Here is a 22,158-nt window from a genome sequence, read left to right as displayed (position 1 = left end):
AGAGCATGAAGGACCGCACATCACCAGCGCGCCTTGAAGCCGGCATAGACGGCGCGGCCGGCGCCGGGTTCGAACAGCGGCGACGAGGCGGTGGCCTTGTCGATGATGCTGGCCGAGGCGATGTAGGCCTTGTTGGTGAGGTTGCGGCCTTCGATGTAGATCGAGTACGGCCCGCCATTGTCGATGCCGGCCTTGAGGCCGAGCAGCGCGTAGGGTTCGGTCGTCAGCGTATTGGCGCTGTCGACGTAGTAGGCCTGCGGCACCCACTCCACATTCGGGCCGAGATAGAAGCCGTTCGGGTTCTTGTAGAGCAGTTCGGCGCGCAGATAGTGCCGCGGCGCGCCGGGCAGCAGATTGTTGCCGAACCTGGCGTCGTTGTCGAAACGGAAGTCGTTCAGCGTGTAGGCCATGTTCAGCCACAGCCGATCAGGTATCGGCCCACGCTCGAACAGGTTGTGGAGGAACGCGACGCCAAGTCCGGCCTCGATGCCCTGATGCACGCTGCGATCGGCGTTGGTGACGTTGCAATTGCCGAATGCGCTGTAGATGCAGAGCAGTTCGTCCTTGATCTCGGCGCGATAGCCGGTCAGTTCCCAGACCAGATCAGGCCGGCGGCCGCGGGTGCCGAGTTCAAAGGTCGTGGCGCGCTGCGGCCGGATGCTGGTGAACGGGATCGTGGGAATCCCCATGCCAGACGCGCTTTCGCCGAAGCTCGGCACCTCGGCGCTGCGCGAGATGTTGCCGAACGCCTGCCAGGTCGGATCGATGTCCCACAACAGGCCCGCCTTCGGGCTCCACAGATCGAATTTGGTCGATCCGGAGCCGTCGCCGTCGCTCAGAAATCGATCTTTCCGGTCGCGGGTCGCGTGCAAATACTGCGTGCCGGCGACCAGCGCGACGTTGCGCAGGAAGTAGAACGAATTCTCGATGTAGAACGTGGTGTTGGTCGACTTGTCGAGCGAGGACGACGCCAGCGCGCCCTTCTGCCCGGCGAAATTGACGTACTGCTTGTTGTCGAGCCGGCCGTTGAGCAGATTGACGCCGGCGACCAGCCGGTTGCGGTAGCCACCGATGAAGCGATCATCCGTGACCTTGGCGAAGCCGCCGTAATCCTGATAGCGATAGTCGAGCCACTGGAAGATCGGGTGCATCAGGTGGCGATCGACGCCGAACGCGCCGAAATCGACCACCGTGTTGTCGAACCGGATCGTGGTCTTGTTGGCGAGCCGCACCGTGTCGATGTTGCGCTGCTGGTCGAGCGCGACGTTGTTGGCCGCCGCCGTCTCCGGCGACGTCAGCGCCGAGGTCTTGGTGACGCTGCCGGGGATCCGCTGCCGGACGTGATTGGCGTTGAGATAGAACCGGGTCTCGATGTCCGGCGTGATCTGGTAGCCGATATTGGCGCTGAGCCGGTGCGCCTCGCCGTCGCTGTGATTGCGGAAACCCTCCGCCGCCTGGGTCGAGGCGGTGACGTAGCCGTCCCACGGACCGTTGACGCCACCGGCATTGGCCTGCAGCCGGCGATAGCCGAACGCCCCGGCATCGACGCTGACACCGTTCGGGAACGGATCACGGCCGGTCGCGGTGACGAAATTGATCGCGCCGCCGAGCGAATTGGCGCCGAACTGCAGCGCGTTGGCGCCCTTGTAGACCGCGACGTATTTGTACGCGGTGGGGTCGATCTCCTGAAAATCGCCGTAGCCGTCGGCGGTGTTGATCGGGATGCCGTCCATATAGAGCTGCACGCCGCGGAGGTGGAAATTGCGCGACAGCCCGGAGCCGCGGATCGACAGCCTGGTGTCGTCGCCCCATTTCGGCTGCGCGAACACGCCGGGCACGTAGTCGAGAATGTCCTTGATCGTGTTGGCGACCGTCGAGTTGCGATAGGCGTTGGCCGGCACCAGCGCGACGCCGCCCGGCGTCTGCTGGATGTCGGTAAGCGCCTGCTGCACTGTGAGCACGGTCAAAGCCGGCCCGCGCGCGGCCGCGCTGTCGACCGGCGCGGCGGCCGGCAGCGGCGCCGGGGGCGCGCTACGCACCGCACGCGTCGCGCGCGCGGTGCTGCGCTGCCGGGCGCGCGGCGTGGCCGGGCGCATCTGATCGGGCGCCTGCACCGTCACCGGCGGCAATGTGCTGTCGCGAGGGCTCTGTGCCATCGCCGGCATTGAAACAAGACAAGTGGAAACCAGCGCAGTGGCCTGCAGCAGCACGAGGCCGCGCGACCGCGGACGAGCGGACGACATGGATAGACTCCGGAAACTGAGGTGACGAGAACAATGAGCGCCGAAAGGCGCAGGTCGTCAGCTCAGGGCCGGGGGTCCGCGTGGCTGGTGATCGCGGCTCTGCGTCAGCGCGACGAACGGCGTGACGCGCGGCAGGTCATAGGCGATGCCGAATGCCAGCCGGATCGCGATCGACGGCGCCACCGGCGGCGGTGCGGCAGCGACGTGCTGCCCGATGCACAGCGGGCAATGGATCGCCGCGGGTTTCGCCTTGCCGGGTTCGACCGGCGCGGCCTGGTGGTCGGTGGTCGCGTTGCAGAACTGATCGCCAGCCAGCAACAGAACCGGCGATTGCGCCGCGAGCAAAGCGCTGGCGAGGATGACGTTGAGCACGAGCGCGTAGGCGGCGGCCCAAATGGCCCCCAACGCAGTTGCCCGCATTTTTGAAATTTTGCCCAACAGAAGCTCCCCGGCTGTTTTGCTAGCACAGCCGAAAAGCGAGTCACACTCGCTCGCAACTAGAAACTTCCGCAGTGTGACTGATTTACCTCAGTACCGCAGCACTCGGCTGCCCGCGACCGCGCCGATCGCGGCGACGATCCCTGTCGCCAGCGTGTACCAGGTCGCGACGAACAGCGGCGAATCGTCGACGCAATGCGCCGCGTACAACGTCGCGGCGAGGCCCGCCGCGATCATGCCGGCCAGCGCACCTGCCAGCGTCGGATTGGCAGGCGCACCGCGGCGCAAGCCGATCAGCGCCGCGATCAGCAACGGCAGCGACACCACCGGAATGGCGGTCAGGCACTGCATCGCATTGTGGCCGACCAGCCGCGTCATCATCGACGTGCGGTGCGGCAGCATCGCCTCGCCGCCGATCGCAAGACCGAGGATCGCGAGCGGCGCCAGCAGCAACAAACGCCAGCTTCGTGCCGTTGCCTCCGGCCGCGACAGGTGCAGCGCAACCGTGATCGCCGACAGCACCAGCGCCAGCGTCACCACGAATTTCAGATTGAAGAACGGATTGCCGAACGCGGTCGCGATATCCGAGCGTAGCCCGAGCGTCGACAGCAACATCGCGGCCGACACCGGCAGCGCCACCAGCAGCGCCGCGGCCAGCACCTGTCCCACCGGCCGCTCGCGCTGGGCGGAATCGGCGGCGAGCGTGTTGATGAACTGATCCGTATCCATCGTCAGACCGATCTCATTTTGGCGGCGAGCGCCGACAAACCGCGATGCAGCGCAACGCGCACTGCGCCCTCGCTCATCGACAGCTTCTGCGCAGTATCCCTGATCGAGGCGCTGTCGACCGCGATCGCTTGCAGCACGTCCCGCTGTCGCTGTGGCAGCGCCTCGAGATGACGCGCCACCTCGCCGGCCGGCAGCGTCTCGGCTGCGGCTTCGCTGGGGATCGTCTCGGCGAAATCGTCGATATTGACGAACACCCGCCGGCCGCGGCGGCGCAGCGTGTCGATCAGCTTGTTGCGCGCGATCGCAAACAGCCAGGGCGCGAACGGCGCGTCCGGGTCCCAGGTGTGTCGCTTCAGATGCACGGCCAACAGAATATCCTGCACGATGTCCTCGGATTGATCGATCGGCTGCCCTGCCCGCGCCAGACCCCGGCGCGCGCCGGCCCGCAACACCGGCGTGACGGCCTTGAGCAGCCGCTGATACGCGACGCTATCGCCGGCATTGGCCGACCGCATCAGGTCGGTCCATTCGTCGTCACGTCCGCGCACACGCGCTCCCAAAAGACAATTCGAATTCAAACTCAGTTTGTTACGGGCGAAAATGCGCATTCACGGCGTCGTGAACGTCACGGGTTGGCCTGCCGCTTCGCACCTCGATCGCGAAACTCCTTATCACCATTGCCGGTGACGATGCCATTTAAGGCGTCCGCCACAAGTGTTGCCAAATTATTGCCGCGGCTCCGCGCCGATTTCCCATGTTTTGGCCCCGGTGGCGCCATTGCCGCAGGGGCATTCTGCCGCCCGGGGCTGGAAACTGGGGAGATTGCCATGAAAAGCAAGGCCATCGGGCGCTCGGGATTGATCATCGCCGCCGGCTTGTGTGCGTGTCTTTGGGGACCGCTGCAGCCCCGGCCGGCAGCCGCGGCGCCGGCCGCCTCGCAGGATAGCGCCGCTCAGCAGAGCACGCCGGCTGCCGTGAAGAAAAAGAAGCCGACGCGTTCCACCCGACAGGTGAAGAAGAAGTCGCCCCCGGCCAAGGCCGCAAAGCCGACCGCCGAAAACGAAACGGACAACAACGAACGCGCCACCGCGTCGACCGACGCGAAGCCGGACGGCACCGCCCGGACCGGCCCGCAAGCCGGTGGCACGGCGCCATCGGAGGCGCTGCCGCCTTCGGTCGCCAATGCCAATGCACAGCTTCCGCCAGTCGCAGGCGCAGCCGGCGCGACGGCGGGGTCCACCGTCGCCCCGCAGCAGACGCCGGCCGCGCCCGATGGCGCGACGAACGCCGAGGTGGTGCCACCCGAAGAGGTCAACGAACTCGACCGTGCCGCAGCGGACACCCCCCCGGCTGTGATGGCGGCAACGATTCCCGCTTCGACGGGGGCCATTCCCGTCGCGGGGACCTCGGATCCAGTCACCCTCGGCGCGGCGCAGATGTCGTCGGCGACCAGTAACGACGGCGCATGGGACAAGGCGTCGCTGATCGGCAAGATCTTCATCGCTGCCGGCGGGCTCCTGACGCTCGCCTCGGCCGCACGGATGTTCATGGCCTGACGGATGTTCATGGCCTGAACGCCTCCCCTTGAAGCCGGAGCCGCCAGCGGGCAGATTGCCCGCGGCCGCGACCGGCCCTCGAGCGGGAATCCATTATGAGCACTTTCGAATTCATCATCGTCGAACGCCAGAACGCCGTCGGCATCATCAGGCTCAACCGTCCGAAGCTGCTGAACGCGCTGTCCTTCGGCGTGTTCGGCGAGATCGGCGCGGCGGTCGAGGACCTCGAAGCCGACGACGCGATCGGGTGCATTCTGATCACCGGCAGCGACAAGGCGTTCGCCGCCGGCGCCGACATCAGGGAGATGCAGCCGAAGGGCTTCATCGACATGTTCAACGAGGACTTCACCTCGATCGGCGGCGACCGCCTCGCGCGCTGCCGCAAGCCGACCATCGCGGCGGTCGCCGGCTACGCGCTCGGCGGCGGGTGCGAGTTGGCAATGATGTGCGACATCATCATTGCCGCCGACACTGCGAAGTTCGGCCAGCCGGAGATCACCCTGGGCACCATTCCGGGAATTGGTGGTACGCAGCGTCTGACGCGCGCCATCGGCAAGTCGAAGGCGATGGATCTGTGCTTGACCGGACGGATGATGGACGCGCAGGAGGCCGAACGCGCCGGCCTCGTCAGCCGCCTCGTGCCCGCCGACAAGCTGATGGAAGAGGCGCTCGCCGCCGCCGAGAAGATCGCGTCGATGTCGCGTCCTGCGGCCGCAATGGCGAAAAGCGCGGTGAACCGTGCGCTGGAAACCACGCTGGCTGAAGGCCTCGCTGTCGAGCGCGATCTGTTTCGCTCGAGTTTCGCGCTGGAGGACCGCTCCGAGGGGATGGCGGCCTTCATCGAAAAGCGCAAGCCGAACAACAAGCATCGCTGACAGCGAGCTGACGGACGCGCGCCCGGGGCGGCTGGAAGCCGCATCATGCCGCGCGCCCGATCGCCGCAGCGTTGCCCCATGACCACAGTCGCGGCGGCAACCGCCGTCCGCGCGCCCCGATGATTTGCGTCACGCTGCAGCGCGTTCTAAACATGCGGTGGCGTCGGCGGGGGCGGATGTCGAAGGGTTGTTGCGGGACAGATGGCTTGGTGGACAGGATTGAATAGCAGCGTCGCAAAGACAGCACGTCGTTCGCTCGCGGGCGCTTGCGCAGCCGCGTTCAGTGTCGCGATGACGTTTCCCGTATCCGCCGAGGGACTGCCCGAAGCACTCGCCAAAGCCTATCGGACCAATCCGCAGCTCAATGCCGAACGCGCCCGGCAGCGCGCGACCGACGAGAATGTGCCGGCGGCGCTGTCTGGTTACCGGCCGCAAATCATCGCCAGTCTCGGCGTCGGCATGCAGGCGGTCCGGAACCTGCTGCCCGACAATACCATCCAGACCGCAACGCTGAAGCCGTGGACGATCGGCGTCACCGTGACGCAGAACCTGTTCAACGGGTTCAGGACTGCAAACAGCGTGCGCGTCGCCGAGTTTCAGGTGAAGTCCGGTCGCGAAGCATTGCGCAATGTCGGACAGGGCGTGCTGCTCGACGCGGTCACCGCCTACACCAACGTGCTCGCCAACCAGGCGCTGGTCGCAGCCCAGAAAGCCAACGTCGACTTTCTCAGCCAGACACTGGATATCACCAACAAGCGCTTGAACGCCGGCGATGTGACGCCGACGGATACGGCGCAGGCCGAAGCGCGGCTCAGCCGCGGCCGCGCCGACCTCAACGCTGCCGAAGTGAACCTCGCCGTCAGCGAGGCGACCTACGCGCAGGTGATCGGCAATCCGCCGTCGCGGCTCAGCCCCGCCTCTCCGGTCGACCGGCTGCTGCCGCGGAGCCGCGAGGATGCGATTTCGCTGGCGATGCAAGGCAACCCGGCAGTGCTGGCGGCGAGCTACGACGTCGACGTCGCCACCACAACGATCAAGGTGGCCGAAGGCAGCCTGCTGCCGAGCGTGACGCTGCAGGGCAACGCCAGTCGCAGCCGGGACACCGATTCGACGCTCGGCACCAAAGGCACCGACCAAGCCTCGATCCTCGGCCAGATCTCCGCGCCGATCTACGACGGCGGACTCGCCGCCGCGGAGACCCGGCAATCCAAGGAAATCGCCGCGCAGAGCCGGCTGGTGCTCGACCAGATCCGCAATCAGTCCCGCACGGCGGCGGTCGGCGCGTGGGTCAGCAACGAGGGCGCCAAAATCGCCGTCAGCGCGTCGGAAGCCGAAGTGCGGGCCGCCGAGATCGCGCTGAAAGGCGTCGGCCGCGAAGCGCAAGGCGGCCAGCGCACCACCGTCGATGTGCTGAATTCGCAGCAGGATCTCACGCTCGCCCGCGCGCGCCTGATCGGCGCGCAGCGCGATCGGGTGATCGCGTCCTACACGCTGCTCAGCGCCATCGGCCGGCTCGACGTCAAGACGCTGAAGCTCAACACGCCGGACTATCTGCCGGACGTTCACTATCATCAGGTGCGCGACGCCTGGCACGGCCTGCGTACGCCGTCCGGTCAGTAGCGCCGACCGCGTCGCCGGCCGAACGCGGCCGCAAGATCCGTGGATGTGCCGGGTATTGCCCCACACGTCCGGAGCAGCCTCCTGCAGGATCCACCAACACGGCGCGCGGTTTTTGTTCAGCGCGCCATTATTTCATTGGCGACTTGGCTTGGTTTTCATCGGCGACTTGGCTTGTTCAGTGCGCCTCGGCTGCTCAGTGCGCCTTGGCGTGATCCGCGACCGGTGCGGGAATCGCCCGCGCGCTGAACGCATCTGCCGTCTCACGCGGGCTGCCGAGGCGCGCCTTGGCCTGCCCCGGCGGAAACGTCGGGCCATGGGTCGCAGTCACCGCCTCGACGCGGTCGCCGAGCGCACGGCCGGTCTCGACGCAGATGAAATGCTGCTGCGAGCAGGCGAGACAAAAGACCGGCTCGTAGGTCAGCCGATCTCTGCCCGCCACTTCATCGGCGAGCCAGGTCTGAGTCATCAGACCGTTTTGCGGACATCGGTATACCAATAGTCTAGCCATGGTTGCATCGTGTCACGCCGTGCACGCTCGCAGCTTGACCCAAGTCAATCGGCGGATGCGTTTAAATGACGCGACGCTCGGCGAGCGCCGTGTCATCGCAATGCAACAAACATCCTGCTGATTTTGCTGCTGTTGCGAAGGCTGCGGACGCGGACGCTCGCACAACTACGAGGCCGGCTAAGTAATCATCCGAGGCGGCGGCGCGAGAAGTAGGAAATCAGCACCGGCAATGTGACGAGGATCACTACCGGGGCGAGCATCATCCCGGTGACGACCACGATCGCCAGCGGCTTCTGAACCTGCGAGCCGATGCCGCTCGACACCGCGGCGGGCAACAGCCCGACGCCGGCCACCACGCAGGTCATCAGCACCGGCCGTAACTGCAGCTCGCCGGTGCGGAGGATCGCCCGGACCCGGTCGAGGCCCTGATCGATCAGCTGGTTGTATTGGGACAGAATGATGATGCCGTCCATCACCGCGATGCCGAACAGCGCGATGAAGCCGATCGCGGCCGACACGCTGAACGGGATGCCGGTCACCAGCAGCCCGAGCACGCCGCCGAAGATCGCCATCGGGATTACGCTCATCGCCAGCAAGGTATCGGTGAACGATCCGAAATTGAAGAACAGCAGCACGCCGATCAGCACCAGACTGATCGGCACGACGATCGACAGCCGCTTGATCGCGTCCTGCAGATTGCCGAACTCGCCGACCCATTCGGCGCGCGCGCCCGGCGGCAACTGGACCTGCGCCGCGACCTTGTCCTGCGCCTCCTTGATGGCGCTGCCGAGATCGCGCTCGCGCACCGAGAACTTGATCGGCAGATAACGCTCCTGATTCTCGCGATAGATGTAGGCCGCGCCGGAGACGAGCTGGATCGAGGCGACCTCGCTGAGCGGAATCTGCGTGATGCCGTTCGGGCCCTGCACGCCGATCCGCAGATTGTGGATCGCCTCGGCGCTCTTGCGATACTCCGGCGCCAGACGGACGATGATCGGGAAATGCCGGTCGCTGCCAGGCTCGTAGAGATCGCCGGCGCTGTCGCCACCGATCGCGACGCGGATGGTGGCATTGATGTCGCCCGGCGTCAGCCCGTAGCGCGCGGCGCGGGCGCGGTCGACGTCGATCTGGATGGTCGGCTGGCCGAGCGAGGTGAACACCGCCAGATCGGTGACGCCCTGCACCGTCGCCAGCACCGACTTGATCTTGTTGGCGGTGTCTGTGAGCGCCTGCAGGTCGTTGCCGTAAAGCTTGATCGAATTCTCGCCCTTCACGCCGGACACCGCTTCCGAGACGTTGTCCTGCAGATACTGCGAGAAATTGAACTCGACGCCGGGGAATCTCTCCTGGAGCTGCTTCAGCATCCGCGCGGTGAGATCGTCCTTGTCCTTCGACCCCGGCCATTGCGACGCCGGCTTGAGCGGCGCGAAGAATTCGGCGTTGAACAGGCCGGCGGCGTCGGTGCCGTCGTCAGGACGGCCGTGCTGCGACACCACCGATTCGACCTCGGGGAAGGTCGCGATCAGCTTGCGCATCTGGTTGACGTAGCCGTGGCCCTCGGCGAGCGAGATCGTCGGCGGCAGGGTCGCCCGCACCCACAGATTGCCCTCCTCCAGCTTGGGCAGGAATTCGAGGCCGAGGAAGCGCGTCGCGATCGCCGTCAGCAGCACCAGGCCGACGGCGCCGGCCATCACCAGCCGCCGGTTCGCCACCGCCCAGGCGAGCAAGGGCGTGTAGAAGCGATGCAGCCAGCGCATCAGCAAGGTCTCGGTCTCCTTCACATGCGCCGGCAGGATGATCGCGGACAGCGCCGGCGTCACGGTGAAGGTGGCGAGCAGGCCGCCGGCCAGCGCGTAGGCATAGGTCCGCGCCATCGGGCTGAAGATGTTGCCCTCGACGCCGGACAGCGTGAACAGCGGCAGGAACGCCGCGATGATGATCGCCGCGGCGAAGAAGATCGAACGCGACACGTCGGCCGCCGCCGACAGGATGGCGTGGCTCTTCATGCCCATCACCGTCTCGGCGGAGATCTGGCTGAGCTCCTCCGGCGACAATACGGTCGTATGCGACAGCCGCCGGAAGATCGCCTCGACCATGATCACCGTGGCGTCGACGATCAGGCCGAAATCGATCGCGCCGACCGACAGCAGATTGGCGGATTCGCCGCGCAGCACCAGAATGATCACCGCGAAGAACAGCGCGAACGGAATCGTCGCGCCGACGATCAGCGCGCTGCGCAGATCGCCGAGAAACACCCATTGCAGGAACACGATCAGCAGGATGCCGACCACCATGTTGTGCAGCACCGTGTGGGTGGTGGTGTCGATCAGGTCCTTGCGGTCGTAGATCCGCTCGATTCGCACGCCCGGCGGCAGCACGCCGGAGGCGTTGATCGCCTTCACCGTCTGCTCGACCCGCGCGATCGTCGGCGAACTCTTTTCGCCACGCCGCATCAGCACGATGCCCTGGACGATGTCGTCGTCCTGGTTCATGCCGGCGATGCCGAGCCGCGGCTTCTCGCCGACGCTGACCTTGGCGATGTCCCTGATCAGCACCGGATTGCCGCCGCTCGAGGCCACCATGGTGCTGCCGAGATCGTCGATCGAGCGGATCAGGCCGACGCCGCGCACCACCGCGGACTGCGCGCCGATATCGACGGTGTTGCCGCCGACATTGATGTTGGAATTGGACACCGCCTGCAGCACCTGCGGCAGGGTCAGGCCGTTGGCGACCAGCTTGTTGAAGTCGACCTGAACTTCATAGGTCTTGGTCTTGCCGCCCCAGCCGGTGACGTCGATCACGCCCGGCACGGCGCGGAAGCGACGCTGCAGCACCCAGTCCTGCAGCGTCTTGAGATCGAGCACGCTGTAGCCGGGCGGGCCGACCAGCCGGTAGCGGAAAACCTCGCCGATCGGGCTCAGCGGCGAGATTCCCGGCTGCGCGTTGCCCGGCAATGGCGCCAGTTGCGACAGCCGGTTCAGGACCTGCTGCAGAGCTTCGTCATAGGTGTAGTCGAACGAGAACTGCAGTTTCACGTCGGACAGGCCGTACAGTGAAATGGTGCGGATGGTCTTCAGGTTCTTGATGCCGGCGACCTGGGCCTCGATCGGAATCGTGATGTAGCGCTCGACCTCCTCTGCCGACAGCCCGGCGCTCTGCGTGACGATGTCGACCATCGGCGGCGTCGGATCGGGATAGGCCTCGATGTTGAGCTGCCTGAAGGCGACCGTGCCGCCGGCGATCACCAGCAGGAACATCGCGACCATCAGAAAACGGCGGTTGACAGCAAGGGCAACGAGGCGACCCATCCGGATCGGACCTTTCAGGCAGGCAGGCGAGCGCGAAGCGCGGCGGGTCGTGCGACCTTCCTCTCCCCCATCGTCACGCGCCGTTCAAATGAACTCTGTGACAGGTGGCGCAGAAGATTGTTCTCGGGCCGGGAAGACGAAGGATCGAGCAAGGAAGGGAACGGAGAGAAGCAGTCGTCGTATCGTCGCGCGAGTAGCACCCGCGAACCTCAACCGGTGGCGGCGCGGTCGATGAACAGGGCGCCCTTGGTGACGATCTTTTCGCCCGGCTGCAGATTGCCGATCACTTCGACGAGACCTCCGGCGGTGAGTCCCGGCTTGATCGTGCGCAGTTCGATCGAGCGGTCGTCGCGCGCGACCCAGACCCGGACCTGGTCGCCCTCGTAGATCAGCGCGGTGCGCGGCACGCCGACCGCGGGATGGTCGGACGCCGAGTAGATCGTGACATTGGCGAACATTTCGGGCTTCAGCGCGCCGTCGGGATTGTCCATGGTGGCGCGAACCATCAGCCGGCGCGTGGCCGGATCGATCGCGGCGGCGACGTAGTTGACACGCCCGGTCAGCGTGCGGCCGGGCAACGCCAGCACCTGGAAGCTGATGTCCTGGCCGACCTCGACGTCGGCGGCCTCGGATTCGCGGACGAAAGCGGTGAGCCACACCGTCGACAGGTCGCCGATCACGAACACCGGGTCGCTGGCGCCGGCATTGACGTATTGCCCGGGTCCGATCTTGCGCTGCACCACGGTGCCGGCGATCGGCGCATGGATGGTGGTCTCGGGGTTGATCCTGCCCTTGTCCTGGAAGGCGGTGATGGCGCTCTCGCTGAGGCCGAGGATGCGCAGCCGGTTGCGCGCGGCTTCGAGCGCCGTGGTCGCCGACTGCATGTCGTTCTGCGCACTGGTCAGCGTCGCCTGCGCCTGCTGATAATCCTTCAGCGGCACCGCCTTGCCGTCGAACAGATCGCGCGCGCGCTTGTCCTGAAACTGCGCCAGTTCGAGCTGCGACTTCGCCTTGTTCAGCGCGGTGGCGGCGACGATGAAATCGTTCTGCGCCTGCACCGTGTCCGGCGCCTCGATCGTGAACAGCGGCTGACCCTGCACGACGTGGTCGCCGGGGCGCGCCAGCAGTTTCGTCACCCGCCCCGCATAGGGCGAGAACACCGGCGTCGAACGGTCCTCGTCGATCGCGATCTTTCCCTCGGTGATATGTTCGGCGCGGAAGCTGAAATCGCTTACCTTCTCGATCGTCAGGCTCGCCCACTCAGATGCGCTCGGCGTGTAGCGATCGGCGCTGCGGCGCGACTGGCTGGAGATCTCCGAATGGACCTCGGTGGCTGCGTAGCGGTCCGCGACGATGGAGCCGGCCACGGCGACACCGACGACCAGGCAGCCGGTCAGCACCAGCCGCTTCCGCGTCACACGTCGCAGTCTTCGCGTAACGTGCTTCAACATGGGCCTGATCACCGCGTTGCCTCCCGGCGACTGATAGTGCCGAACTATGACACGCTTACCACAAAGGTGGATCGACGTAAGGGCAGATGAGTTCCGTAGCGCAACATTCCGTTAGCGGCCGTTGGCGGCGGACGGTCAGGATATCCGGTTGGTTAGAGGCCAGAACCTGAACGCAGCATTAATGACCGACTTGCCGAGGGCGATATCCTTGGTGAGTGAGGTAGCCGAGTTGCGGTTGATCGATTACTCCTGCTCAACTCCGGAGACAGGCTGGTGGATGGTTTCCATATCTTGATCATCCCCGGGCGGGCCAGCGCGGAGGATCGCTGCCGAGCGGCACCGCAGGTCGCGCCCAATACGCCGGCGTCGCGGACAGGATCGCGGCGTGACGCACGGCCGTCAGCGTCCCAAATCCAGAAGGAACGTCCTCGAGTACCGCAGCCGCCAGATCCGGCGTGATGTCCGGCGCGGCGAGGCCTTGCGCGAGACGCCCCATGTCCCACAACCATTCGCCGGTGCGGGCGAGCGACACCTGAACGTGCCAGCTCCCGCCGTCGCGCGCCTGCCGCGCCTTGGCGATCATCGCGCCGAGCGCCATCAGATAGCCGGTGGCGTGATCGAGGATCTGCATCGGCAATTCCTTCGGTCCCGCAACCCCGGCCGCCTGCCCTTCGGCATGGTTGAAGCCGGTCGTGCATTGCACCAGCGAGTCGAAGCCGCGCCGCGTCGCCCAAGGTCCGTTGCGGCCGTAGGCCGACAGCGAGACGTAGACGATGCCCGGATTGATCGCAGCGGCATCCTCCGGCGAGAAGCCGAGCGCCGCCAGCGATTGCGGGCGATAGCCCTGCGAGAAGATATCCGCCTCGGCCAGCAGACCGCGCAGCGCGGCGTGCCCCTCCGCCGTCGTCAGTTCGGCGTAGCTCGACAGCTTGCCGCGGCCGGTGTCGATCACCAGCCAGGGGATCGACGGCAGCTCGGGACTCGACACCAGCATCACGTCTGCGCCGTGCGCCGCCAGCGTGCGGCCTGCGACCGGGCCGGCGATCACCCGCGAGAGATCGAGCACGCGCAGGCCCGCGAGCGGCCGCTCGCCCGCCGGCCATGGTTTTGGGGCGGCGTCGCCGATCCGCATGATGTCCACGAGCGGCAGCGCATCGACCGCCGCGGCCTGCGGCAGCGCCTGCCATTCGTCGCGCGACCGCATCAGCGCGACGACGCCGCCGGCCTGGTAGGCCGCAGTCTCGAACGTCTCGCCGTCCCATTGCAGCAGCGCCGCCTGCACCGCCGCGCGCTCCGGCGCGCAGGCGAGCACCTTGCAGACGGCATCGCGATGATGCGGAAAATTGGTGTGCAGCCGGACGAAGCGGCCGTTCTTCACCTGGTACACGCCGGCGATCGGATCCCACATCGGCGGCGGCGGTTCGCCGTCGCGGCGCAGATAGCGTTCGGAGCGGCACTCGATCGCGGCGTGGCGCATTTCGACGCTGACACTCTGTGATTGTCCGCTGCGCATCCGCCAGATCTCCGCCGCAGCAAGCCCGCTCGCGGCGATCGACACCTGCGCCGCCGCGCCGACCCGAAATGACGACGGCAATTGCGGCTCGTCGCCGGTGAGCGTGACGGCGTCGAGCGCGGCAGCATCGCCGCCGACGGAGGTCCACAGTTCGGCGAGCAGATCGCGGGGAGATTGCATCGTGTGATTTCCTCCGGCTTACTGAGAGCGACGCTGAAACGATCGCTCTCCACACGGGCAGCGTCATACGCGGGCTTGACCCGCGTATCCATCGTCTTCGGAATGATGGATTGCCGGTCAAGCCCGGCAATGACGAAGGACAGCCAAGCAACACATAGCCCCATCTCGCAGCGTCATCCTGAGCGTCATCCTGAGCGTCATCCCGAGGCGCCGCCGCGCAGCGGCGGCCTCGAAGGATGGGCCGCCTGGTGGTCGTCAGCATCCTTCGGGGCGCGCTGCGCTCGCGTTGCGAGTCCTCAATGGAAATCCCGCGACGGCGGCAGGATGCGGACGTCGCGGGGGTGGCGCAGGCGCTGGGCGGGCGCGTCGGGATGGTCGCGGCGGTCGCCGTTGAGCGGTTCGTAAGTGAGCGGCTCGTAAAGTTCGGCACCGGGCGGCAGCGCCGGGCGAACTAGGCCATCCGCCAGCCGCGCCATCTCGGCGCTGCGATCGACCAGACGGTCGGCCACCAGATGCACGACGCCCTCCGGGCTGGCCTGGACCTTGCCTTCGACCAGAACCAGCCGGGCGCCCATCACTTCTTTCCGAAATTTCTCCATCACCGCCGGCCACACCACGATGTTGGCGATGCCGGTCTCGTCCTCGATCGTCATGAAGATCACGCCGTTGGCGCTGCCCGGCCGCTGCCGCACCAGCACCACGCCGGCGCAGCGCAGCCGCCGGCCGCTGCTGCGCATCTCCGAGACATTGCGGCAGGTGACGACGCGCTCCGCCGCGAACAAGGCCCGCAAAAATTCCATCGGGTGGCCCTTCAGCGACAGCCGCACCGTCTGATAGTCGGCGACCACGTGCTCGGCCATCGGCATCTGCGGCAACGGCGCAGCCTGTTCATCCTGCTGCTCCTGCGCGCGCGCCGCTTCGAACAGCGGCAGCGGCACGTCGTCGGGCAGCCGCCGCACCGCCCACAGCGCGGCGCGGCGATCGAGCCCGAGCGAGCGGAACGCGTCGGCATCGGCCAACAGGATCAGCGCCCGCTTCGGCAGCGCGGTGATCCGCGCGAATTGTTCGAGCGAACTGAACGGTCCCCGCGCTCGCGCCGCGACGATGCGCGCCGCCCAGTCGTCGCTCGGCGCTTCGCCGGCTTCCAGCCGCACCCGCTCCTCGTCCGGATCGGCCCAGCGGAAGCCGTCGATCTGGCGGAAGCCGAGCCGCACCGCGTGATACGCGCCGCAGCGTTCCTCCAGCGTGCATTGGCCGTCGCTGAACGACACGTCGACCGGCCGCACCTCGACCTTGTTGGCACGCGCGTCGCCGACGATCTGCGCCGGCGCGTAGAAACCCATCGGCTGCGAATTCAGCAGCGCACAACAGAACGCGTCCGGGTGTTCGCATTTCATCCAGGCCGAGACATAGACCAGCTTGGCGAAGCTCGCCGCGTGGCTTTCCGGAAAGCCGTAGGAGCCGAAGCCCTTGATCTGCTCGAAGCAGTTCTTGGCGAACGTCGCGTCGTAGCCGCGCGCCATCAGGTTGCCGACCATCTTGGCCTCGAACTTGCCGATGGTGCCGACATTGCGGAACGTCGCCATCGCGCGGCGCAGCTGATTGGCCTCGTCCGGGGTGAAATGTGCCGCCTCGATCGCGATCCGCATCGCCTGCTCCTGGAACAGCGGCACGCCGAGCGTCTTGCCGAGGATCTGCTGCAGTTCGTTCCTGTCGCCGGCCTCGCCGGACGGCGATGGATACACCACCGGCTCCCGGCCGCTGCGCCGGCGCAGATACGGATGCACCATGTCGCCCTGGATCGGCCCCGGCCGCACGATCGCGACCTCGATGACGAGGTCGTAGAAGCAGCGCGGCTTCAGCCGCGGCAGCATGTTCATCTGCGCCCGGCTTTCGACCTGGAACACGCCGATCGACTCGCCGCGCTGGAGCATTTGGTAGACATTGTTGTCGTCCTCCGACTTGATGTCGGAGAGCTGAAACCGCACGCCCTTGTGCCGGTCGATCAGATCGAAGCCCTTACGGATGCAGGTCAGCATGCCGAGCGCCAGCACGTCGACCTTCATCATCTGCACCGCGTCGATGTCGTCCTTGTCCCATTCGATGAAAGTACGGTCGTCCATCGCGGCGTTGCCGATCGGCACGTAGCTGTCGAGCCGGTCCTGGGTCAGCACATAGCCGCCGACATGTTGCGACAGATGCCGCGGAAAACCGATCAGTTCGGTCGCGAGCTCGACCGCGCGGACGATCATCGGATTGGCGGGATCGAGCCCCGCCTGACGCACCTGCATCTCGCTCAGGCCCTTGCCCCAGCTACCCCACACCGTGTCGGCGAGCGCCGCGGTGACGTCTTCGGAGAGCCCCAGCGCCTTGCCGACGTCGCGGATCGCCGAGCGCGGTCGATAATGGATCACGGTGGCGACGATCGCGGCGCGGTGGCGGCCGTAGCGGCGATAGATGTACTGCATCACCTCTTCGCGGCGCGAATGCTCGAAATCGACGTCGATGTCCGGCGGCTCGTCGCGTTCCTCGGAGACGAAGCGTTCGAACAGCAGGTCGATCTCGGTGGGATCGACACAGGTGATTCCGAGCACGTAGCACACCGCGGAGTTGGCCGCCGAGCCGCGCCCCTGGCACAGGATCTGCTGCGAGCGGGCATAGCAGACAATGTCGTGCACGGTGAGAAAGTAATGCGCGTAGTCGCGCCGGGCGATAAGTGTCAGCTCCTTGTCGATGGTGGCGCGCAGTCTGTCGCTGATCCCGTTCGGGAAATATTCGGTGATGCCCTGCTCGGTCAGGTCCCGCAGATGCTGCTGCGCGGTCTTGCCGGGCGGGATCGGCTCGTCGGGATAGTGATATTTCAATTCGTCGAGCGTGAAAGTGACGCGATCGGCGAAGCGCAGCGTCTCGGCGATCGCGTTCGGATCATTGCGGAACAGCCGCGCCATCTCGTCGGCGGGCTTGAGATGCCGCTCGGCATTGCCTTCCAGCCGCCGGCCGATCTTGTCGATCGTGGTCTTGGCGCGCACGCAGGTCAGCACGTCCTGCAGCGCGCGCCGCGACGGGTGGTGATAGAGCACGTCGTTGGTGGCGATGCCGGGCACTTTGGTCGCCGCCGCGATCCGCCGTAGCCGGGCGAGCCGGCGCTTGTCGTCGCCGCGATAATACGGCGCGAGGCCGAGCCAGACACTGCCGCTGTTCAGCGCCGTCAGCCGCGCCAGAGCGGCCGCAATCGCGTTCGCCTGAAAGCGATACGGCGGCATCAGGACCAGCAGAATTTCGGAGCTACCGGCCTTGCGTTTTGCACCGTCATGCCCGGGCTTGACCCGGGCATCCACGGACACCAGCACGGCCCTGCTTGAAGACGTGGATGGCCGGGTCAAGCCCGGCCATGACGGAGTGGGGAGTTGGTGGATTGAGGACGAAGACGACGTTGAAGGTTCGTGGATGAAAGCCTCCAGATCCGCAAACGTCAGATGGCACTCGCCCTTCTCGGCGCGCAGCTTGCAGGCGCTGAGCAGCCGGCACAGCCGGCCATAGGCGGCGCGGTCGGTCGGATAGGCCAGCAGGTCGGGGGTGCCGTCGGCGAAGCACAGCCGCGCGCCGATCAGCAGTTTCGGCTTATAAGCGAGGTCCTCATTGTCGAGCTCGCTATAGGCGCGGACCACGCCGGCCAGCGTGTTGCGGTCGGCGATGCCGATCGCGTCGAGGCCGAGCCGACTCGCCTGATGCACGTAGTCCTGCGGATGCGAGCCGCCTTCGAGGAACGAGAAATTGGTGGTGACGCCGATCTCGGCGTAGAGCGGGGCGGTCATTGGCGTCTCGTCTTAGAAATTAAGTGACAGCTCCGTCATTGCGAGCGAAGCGAAGCAATCCAGAAGCCCCGTGCACTGAGCCCCTGGATTGCTTCGTCGGCTTCGCCTCCTCGCAATGACGGGGAGAGGCTGTGCACACACACTCGCCTGTCCCTCATGCGAACAGCCCGTGCATGTACCAGCGCGGCTGGCCGCTGCCGTCCGGCGCCGGCACCACCTCGCTGCCGTAAAGTCCGTCGCGATACAGCCAGAATCGCGATCCGGATTCGTCCTCGATCCGGAAATAATCGCGCGTCAGCCCGGGCTCTGCCGCGCGCCACCACTCCATCGCGATCCGCTCCGGCCCCTCGGCGCGCGCGACCCGATGGGTGACGCGCCGCCAGGTGAATTGCGCCGGCGGGCCGTCCGGCACGCCCGCCAGCACCTCGATCGGCTCCGGCGGCTGCAGCAGGCGCAGCGGCCGCAGCGGCGGCTCGTCGGCGCGCGCCGGCCACGGCGCCTCGTCACCGTCCGGCGGGCAATGCTGCACCGGCACCGCGAGCGCCGCGCGCTCGGGGATGTGGGTATTCTGCGGCAGATAACGCACCACCCGCCGCGCGCCGAGCCGCGCCGACAAGGTATCGGCCAGCGCAACCACGTCCTCGGCCTGATGCGCAGTGGTGTCGAAGCCGCGCTGCGCCTCGGCGATGGCAACGCACTGACTCGCGGCGAGTCGGATCAGGTCGTAGCCGAAGCCGGGATCGAGCGGGTCCGCCAGCGCATCGAGCCGTTCCGCAAACAGCCGCTGCACCACCTCGACACGCGTCACCGGCTGCCCGGCCTCCACGACAAGGCTGCGCACCGCGCCATCGCTGCGGAAGAACGAGGCGGTGAGCTGCCGCGCGCCCTTGCCGCTCCGCTCCATCGCGGCGATCAGCAGCCGCGCCAGCGCCAGCAGCGTCGGCAGGATCACCTCGGTGGTCGCGACCGGCTCGGCAAAACGCTTGTCGACGACATAGTCGGGCGCCGGCTTGCGCGGCGAAATCGGCGCGTCGTCATCGCCGGTGGCCTGACGCAGCACCGCGACGAAGGCTTCGCCGAACCGCGCCGCGAGTTCGGACGGCTGCCGCGCCAGCACATCGCCGATCGTCGTCAGGCCGGCGCGGCGCAGCCCGCGCACGATCGCGTCGTCGACGCCGAGCGCCGCCACCGGCAACGGCGCAACCGCGGCGGCTTCCTCGCCCGGCGGGACGATCCTGCCCGGCGCGCCGCGGGTCAGCGCCCGCGCCGCGACGGCCGTGCCGGCGACCGCCGCGCTGACCGCAAAGCCCTGCCGCGTCAATGCCGTGGTCAGCAGCCGCATCAGCGCGGCCTCGTCGCCGAACAGATGCGCGCAGCCGGTGATATCGAGCAGCAGCCCGTCGGCGCCGTCGAGCGCCACCAGCGGCGTGAAGCGGTCGCACCAGTCGGCGACGGCCGCGAGCAGCGCGGCGTCGGCATGAGGATCGTGATCGATCACGTCGAGCGCCGGATGCATCGCCCGCGCGGTGGCGAGCGGCATCCCCGGCATCAGTCCGCCCTGCGTCGCGTACGCATCGCAGGCGATCACCGCCATCGCGTTGTCGCGTTTGGCGGCGACTACCCGGGGCGCGCGTGACGCTTCACCCGGCGAGCCGCCGCCCGGCGGCGATTTCCGTTCGATACGATCGGTCGGCAGCCGCGGCAGCCAGAGGCCGAGGATGCGTCTGCGGTTCACGGAAGCGGCACGCATCACAATTCCATTCCATGATCCAGCGGCCGGTCTGGCCGTGACGATTGCGAATGAGCGAGGTCTCGAGCACCGGCGCGCCCCACCCCTCGATCGGCGGCGAATGCGCCGCGCGCACCACCCAGCGCGTCTCCGCGGTCGAGGCTTGCGGCTGTGCTGCAATCCGCAGCATCAGTGCGGTGACGCCGGACTGCTGCGCCGCCAGCGTCAGCTTGCGCGAGGCGACCAGATCGAAGGCGCGGGTCTCGCCCCACAATTCGGTCACCACCGCGCCGAGCCCGTTGCAGGCGAGCGCATCGGCGGCGGCGCGCAGCGCGCTGTCGGCGTCGTGCGCCCGCACCATCACGATGCGGCGCGGATCGAGTCCGAGTTCCGCAAAACCTTCCATCGCCAGCTCGCCGTTTTCGCGCGCGGAAAAATCCGACCGGATCCACAGCAGGAAACGCTGCTCGGCCAGCCGCCGCGCCAGCCCCGCGACGAAGCCGGTCGCTGCCGCGCTGTGACGGCCTTCCGCGAACACCTCATGCAGCGCGCCGAGCGCCAGGCCGCCCTGCAGCACGGCGTCGGCACCGGAATGTCCAAGTGAAACGCGCCGGACGAGTTCGGTCGTCCCGGTTTCGAGCCGGTCGATCTCGCCCTGCAGGCGCGCAAGCGTATCGAGGCGCGCGCCGTCCATGCGCTGCTCCTTTTCTGTGTTGCCGTGCCGAGATTCAGTGAACCCGTTGCCGGCCCATTTGTTCATGATATGTTCTAATAAAGCCCCAGCGCCCAAGGGAGTCAATCGGGATCGCAGCGAGGTCCCGCGCCAAATTTTTTCGTGAGTTGAATCAAGGAGATTCCAAGCATGGACGTGCAGCGCAAGCTGGCCATTCTGGCCGATGCGGCGAAATACGACGCCTCCTGCGCCTCGAGCGGGACGGAGCAACGCGACAGCCGCGACGGCCGTGGGCTGGGCTCGACCGCGCCCGGCATGGGGATCTGCCACTCTTATGCGCCGGACGGCCGCTGCATCTCGCTCTTGAAGGTGCTGCTCACCAATGCTTGCGCCTACGACTGCCTGTATTGTGTCAACCGCGCCTCGTCGAACGTGCCGCGCGCCCGCTTCACCGTCGACGAAGTGGTGCGGCTCACGCTCGATTTCTATCGCCGCAACTACATCGAGGGGCTGTTCCTGTCCTCGGGCATCATCCGCAGCGCCGACTACACGATGGAGCAGATCGTCGAGGTCGCACGCCGCTTGCGGGAAGAGCACCACTTCCGCGGCTACATCCACCTCAAGACCATCCCCGAAGCCGACGATGCGCTGATCGCCAAAGCCGGCCGCTATGCCGACCGGCTCAGCATCAACATCGAGGTGCCGGAAGAGCAAAGCCTCGCCGCATTGGCGCCGGAGAAGAACGTCCGCGCCATCCGCCGCACCATGGGGCGGCTGCGGCTGAAGCTCGACGAGGCGCAAGAGGCCAAAGCGGAGGCGCGCAAGGCGCCGGCCCGGGCGAAACCGCCGCGCTTCGCGCCCGCCGGACAGAGCACGCAGATGATCGTCGGTGCGGATGCCGCGACCGATCAAACCATCCTGAACACCAGCGCCAATCTCTACGGCTCCTACAATCTGAAGCGGGTGTACTACTCGGCGTTCAGCCCGATCCCGGATTCCAGCCGCGCGCTGCCGCTGGCGGCGCCACCGCTGATCCGCGAGCACCGGCTGTATCAGGCCGACTGGCTGATGCGGTTCTACGGCTTCGATGCGCAGGAGATCATCGACCCCGCCGCCGGCATGCTGTCGCTGGAGATGGACCCGAAGCTGGCCTGGGCGCTGCGGCATCGCGAGCGCTTCCCGCTCGACGTCAACCGCGCCAGCCGCGAGGATCTGCTGCGCGTCCCCGGCTTCGGCCGCAAGGCGGTCGACCGCATCATCGACACCCGCCGCCACAGCGCGATCCGCGCCGCCGACCTGGCGAAGCTGCACATCCCAAGGAACAAGGCGCTACCGTTCATCGTTCTCCCCGACCACCGTCCGCCGCCGCATTTGCTCGACGGCGCGCGGCTGGCCGAGCGGTTTAGGCCAAAGGCGCAGCAACTGGGATTTGGGTTTTGATGCAAGCACAGACCGTCATCCTGAGAGCCTGCCCCGGACTTGATCCGGGGTGCGAGCGCAGCGAGCCTCGAAGGATGACA

At 66.9% G+C, this 22,158-nt stretch carries 15 protein-coding genes; 4 read left to right on the top strand and 11 right to left on the bottom strand.

Annotated features, from left to right (window positions below):
* Positions 1–20: 20 nt before the first annotated feature.
* The 4 genes from ACTZWT_RS09835 to ACTZWT_RS09820 all read right to left on the bottom strand — a co-directional run bounded on the left by ACTZWT_RS09835 (position 21) and on the right by ACTZWT_RS09820 (position 3,958).
* Complete coding sequence (locus tag ACTZWT_RS09835) at positions 21–2,243, bottom strand: TonB-dependent receptor family protein (protein WP_444769492.1); 2,223 nt, start codon at positions 2,241–2,243, stop codon at positions 21–23.
* Between the two features lie 57 nt (positions 2,244–2,300).
* Complete coding sequence (locus ACTZWT_RS09830) at positions 2,301–2,648, bottom strand: DUF2946 family protein (protein WP_444769491.1); 348 nt, start codon at positions 2,646–2,648, stop codon at positions 2,301–2,303.
* Positions 2,649–2,771: 123 nt separating this feature from the next.
* Entirely contained in the window at positions 2,772–3,410 is a 639-nt protein-coding gene (locus tag ACTZWT_RS09825; protein WP_444769490.1) for an NrsF family protein, read from the bottom strand.
* Positions 3,411–3,412: 2 nt separating this feature from the next.
* Positions 3,413–3,958, bottom strand: coding sequence for a sigma-70 family RNA polymerase sigma factor (locus ACTZWT_RS09820; RefSeq protein WP_444769489.1), 546 nt, complete (start codon positions 3,956–3,958; stop codon positions 3,413–3,415).
* Between the two features lie 279 nt (positions 3,959–4,237).
* On the opposite strand from ACTZWT_RS09820, the gene ACTZWT_RS09815 reads away from it, so the two are divergent.
* The 3 genes from ACTZWT_RS09815 (at position 4,238) to ACTZWT_RS09805 (ending at position 7,461) form a co-directional block, all read left to right on the top strand.
* Positions 4,238–4,966, top strand: a complete 729-nt coding sequence (locus ACTZWT_RS09815) for a hypothetical protein (protein WP_444769488.1) — start codon at positions 4,238–4,240, stop codon at positions 4,964–4,966.
* Positions 4,967–5,061: 95 nt separating this feature from the next.
* Positions 5,062–5,841: an enoyl-CoA hydratase gene (locus ACTZWT_RS09810; protein ID WP_444769487.1), complete on the top strand. Its 780-nt coding sequence runs from the start codon at positions 5,062–5,064 to the stop codon at positions 5,839–5,841.
* A gap of 201 nt (positions 5,842–6,042) precedes the next feature.
* Positions 6,043–7,461, top strand: a complete 1,419-nt coding sequence (locus ACTZWT_RS09805) for a TolC family outer membrane protein (RefSeq protein WP_444769486.1) — start codon at positions 6,043–6,045, stop codon at positions 7,459–7,461.
* Between the two features lie 193 nt (positions 7,462–7,654).
* Here the strand turns inward: ACTZWT_RS09805 and ACTZWT_RS09800 are convergent, their stop codons facing one another.
* From ACTZWT_RS09800 to ACTZWT_RS09770, 7 genes are all read right to left on the bottom strand, one after another.
* On the bottom strand, positions 7,655–7,927 hold the full coding sequence (locus tag ACTZWT_RS09800; protein ID WP_444769485.1) for a hypothetical protein: 273 nt from the start codon (positions 7,925–7,927) through the stop codon (positions 7,655–7,657).
* A 227-nt stretch (positions 7,928–8,154) separates the two neighbouring features.
* Positions 8,155–11,277, bottom strand: coding sequence for an efflux RND transporter permease subunit (locus ACTZWT_RS09795; protein WP_444769484.1), 3,123 nt, complete (start codon positions 11,275–11,277; stop codon positions 8,155–8,157).
* A 209-nt stretch (positions 11,278–11,486) separates the two neighbouring features.
* Positions 11,487–12,728 carry an efflux RND transporter periplasmic adaptor subunit gene (locus ACTZWT_RS09790; protein ID WP_444769483.1) on the bottom strand — a complete coding sequence of 414 codons (1,242 nt, stop codon included), beginning with the start codon at positions 12,726–12,728 and terminating at the stop codon, positions 11,487–11,489.
* 295 nt (positions 12,729–13,023) lie between these two features.
* A complete protein-coding gene (locus ACTZWT_RS09785; protein WP_444769482.1) occupies positions 13,024–14,421 on the bottom strand; it encodes a CoA transferase in 1,398 nt (465 codons plus the stop codon).
* A 296-nt stretch (positions 14,422–14,717) separates the two neighbouring features.
* Positions 14,718–18,236: an error-prone DNA polymerase gene (locus tag ACTZWT_RS09780; RefSeq protein WP_444769481.1), complete on the bottom strand. Its 3,519-nt coding sequence runs from the start codon at positions 18,234–18,236 to the stop codon at positions 14,718–14,720.
* Between the two features lie 154 nt (positions 18,237–18,390).
* The gene (locus ACTZWT_RS09775) at positions 18,391–19,986 is read right to left on the bottom strand and encodes a Y-family DNA polymerase (protein ID WP_444769480.1); all 1,596 of its coding nucleotides are present in this window, start codon (positions 19,984–19,986) and stop codon (positions 18,391–18,393) included.
* Complete coding sequence (locus ACTZWT_RS09770; protein WP_444769479.1) at positions 19,877–20,659, bottom strand: ImuA family protein; 783 nt, start codon at positions 20,657–20,659, stop codon at positions 19,877–19,879. Before ACTZWT_RS09770 ends, ACTZWT_RS09775 begins: the two co-directional genes overlap by 110 nt.
* Before the next feature lie 168 nt (positions 20,660–20,827).
* Here ACTZWT_RS09770 and ACTZWT_RS09765 point away from each other — a divergent pair, with 168 nt between their 5' ends.
* On the top strand, positions 20,828–22,078 hold the full coding sequence (locus ACTZWT_RS09765; protein ID WP_444769478.1) for a putative DNA modification/repair radical SAM protein: 1,251 nt from the start codon (positions 20,828–20,830) through the stop codon (positions 22,076–22,078).
* Positions 22,079–22,158: the final 80 nt, after the last annotated feature.

The organism is Rhodopseudomonas sp. NSM, from assembly GCF_052445935.1.
GTDB lineage: Bacteria > Pseudomonadota > Alphaproteobacteria > Rhizobiales > Xanthobacteraceae > Rhodopseudomonas.
Note: the sequence above shows the minus strand (reverse complement) of the source record. Positions and strands in the feature narration are given on the sequence as shown.

Bases quoted from the DNA above. Each gene is read 5' to 3' on its own strand.
- ACTZWT_RS09835 (WP_444769492.1), bottom strand. From the start codon at position 2,243: ATGTCGTCCGCTCGTCCGCGGTCGCGCGGCCTCGTGCTGCTGCAGGCC.
- ACTZWT_RS09825 (WP_444769490.1), bottom strand. From the start codon at position 3,410: ATGGATACGGATCAGTTCATCAACACGCTCGCCGCCGATTCCGCCCAG.
- ACTZWT_RS09815 (WP_444769488.1), top strand. From the start codon at position 4,238: ATGAAAAGCAAGGCCATCGGGCGCTCGGGATTGATCATCGCCGCCGGC.
- ACTZWT_RS09810 (WP_444769487.1), top strand. From the start codon at position 5,062: ATGAGCACTTTCGAATTCATCATCGTCGAACGCCAGAACGCCGTCGGC.
- ACTZWT_RS09805 (WP_444769486.1), top strand. From the start codon at position 6,043: ATGGCTTGGTGGACAGGATTGAATAGCAGCGTCGCAAAGACAGCACGT.
- ACTZWT_RS09800 (WP_444769485.1), bottom strand. From the start codon at position 7,927: ATGACTCAGACCTGGCTCGCCGATGAAGTGGCGGGCAGAGATCGGCTG.
- ACTZWT_RS09795 (WP_444769484.1), bottom strand. From the start codon at position 11,277: ATGGGTCGCCTCGTTGCCCTTGCTGTCAACCGCCGTTTTCTGATGGTC.
- ACTZWT_RS09790 (WP_444769483.1), bottom strand. From the start codon at position 12,728: ATGTTGAAGCACGTTACGCGAAGACTGCGACGTGTGACGCGGAAGCGG.
- ACTZWT_RS09785 (WP_444769482.1), bottom strand. From the start codon at position 14,421: ATGCAATCTCCCCGCGATCTGCTCGCCGAACTGTGGACCTCCGTCGGC.
- ACTZWT_RS09780 (WP_444769481.1), bottom strand. From the start codon at position 18,236: ATGACCGCCCCGCTCTACGCCGAGATCGGCGTCACCACCAATTTCTCG.
- ACTZWT_RS09775 (WP_444769480.1), bottom strand. From the start codon at position 19,986: ATGCGTGCCGCTTCCGTGAACCGCAGACGCATCCTCGGCCTCTGGCTG.
- ACTZWT_RS09770 (WP_444769479.1), bottom strand. From the start codon at position 20,659: ATGGACGGCGCGCGCCTCGATACGCTTGCGCGCCTGCAGGGCGAGATC.
- ACTZWT_RS09765 (WP_444769478.1), top strand. From the start codon at position 20,828: ATGGACGTGCAGCGCAAGCTGGCCATTCTGGCCGATGCGGCGAAATAC.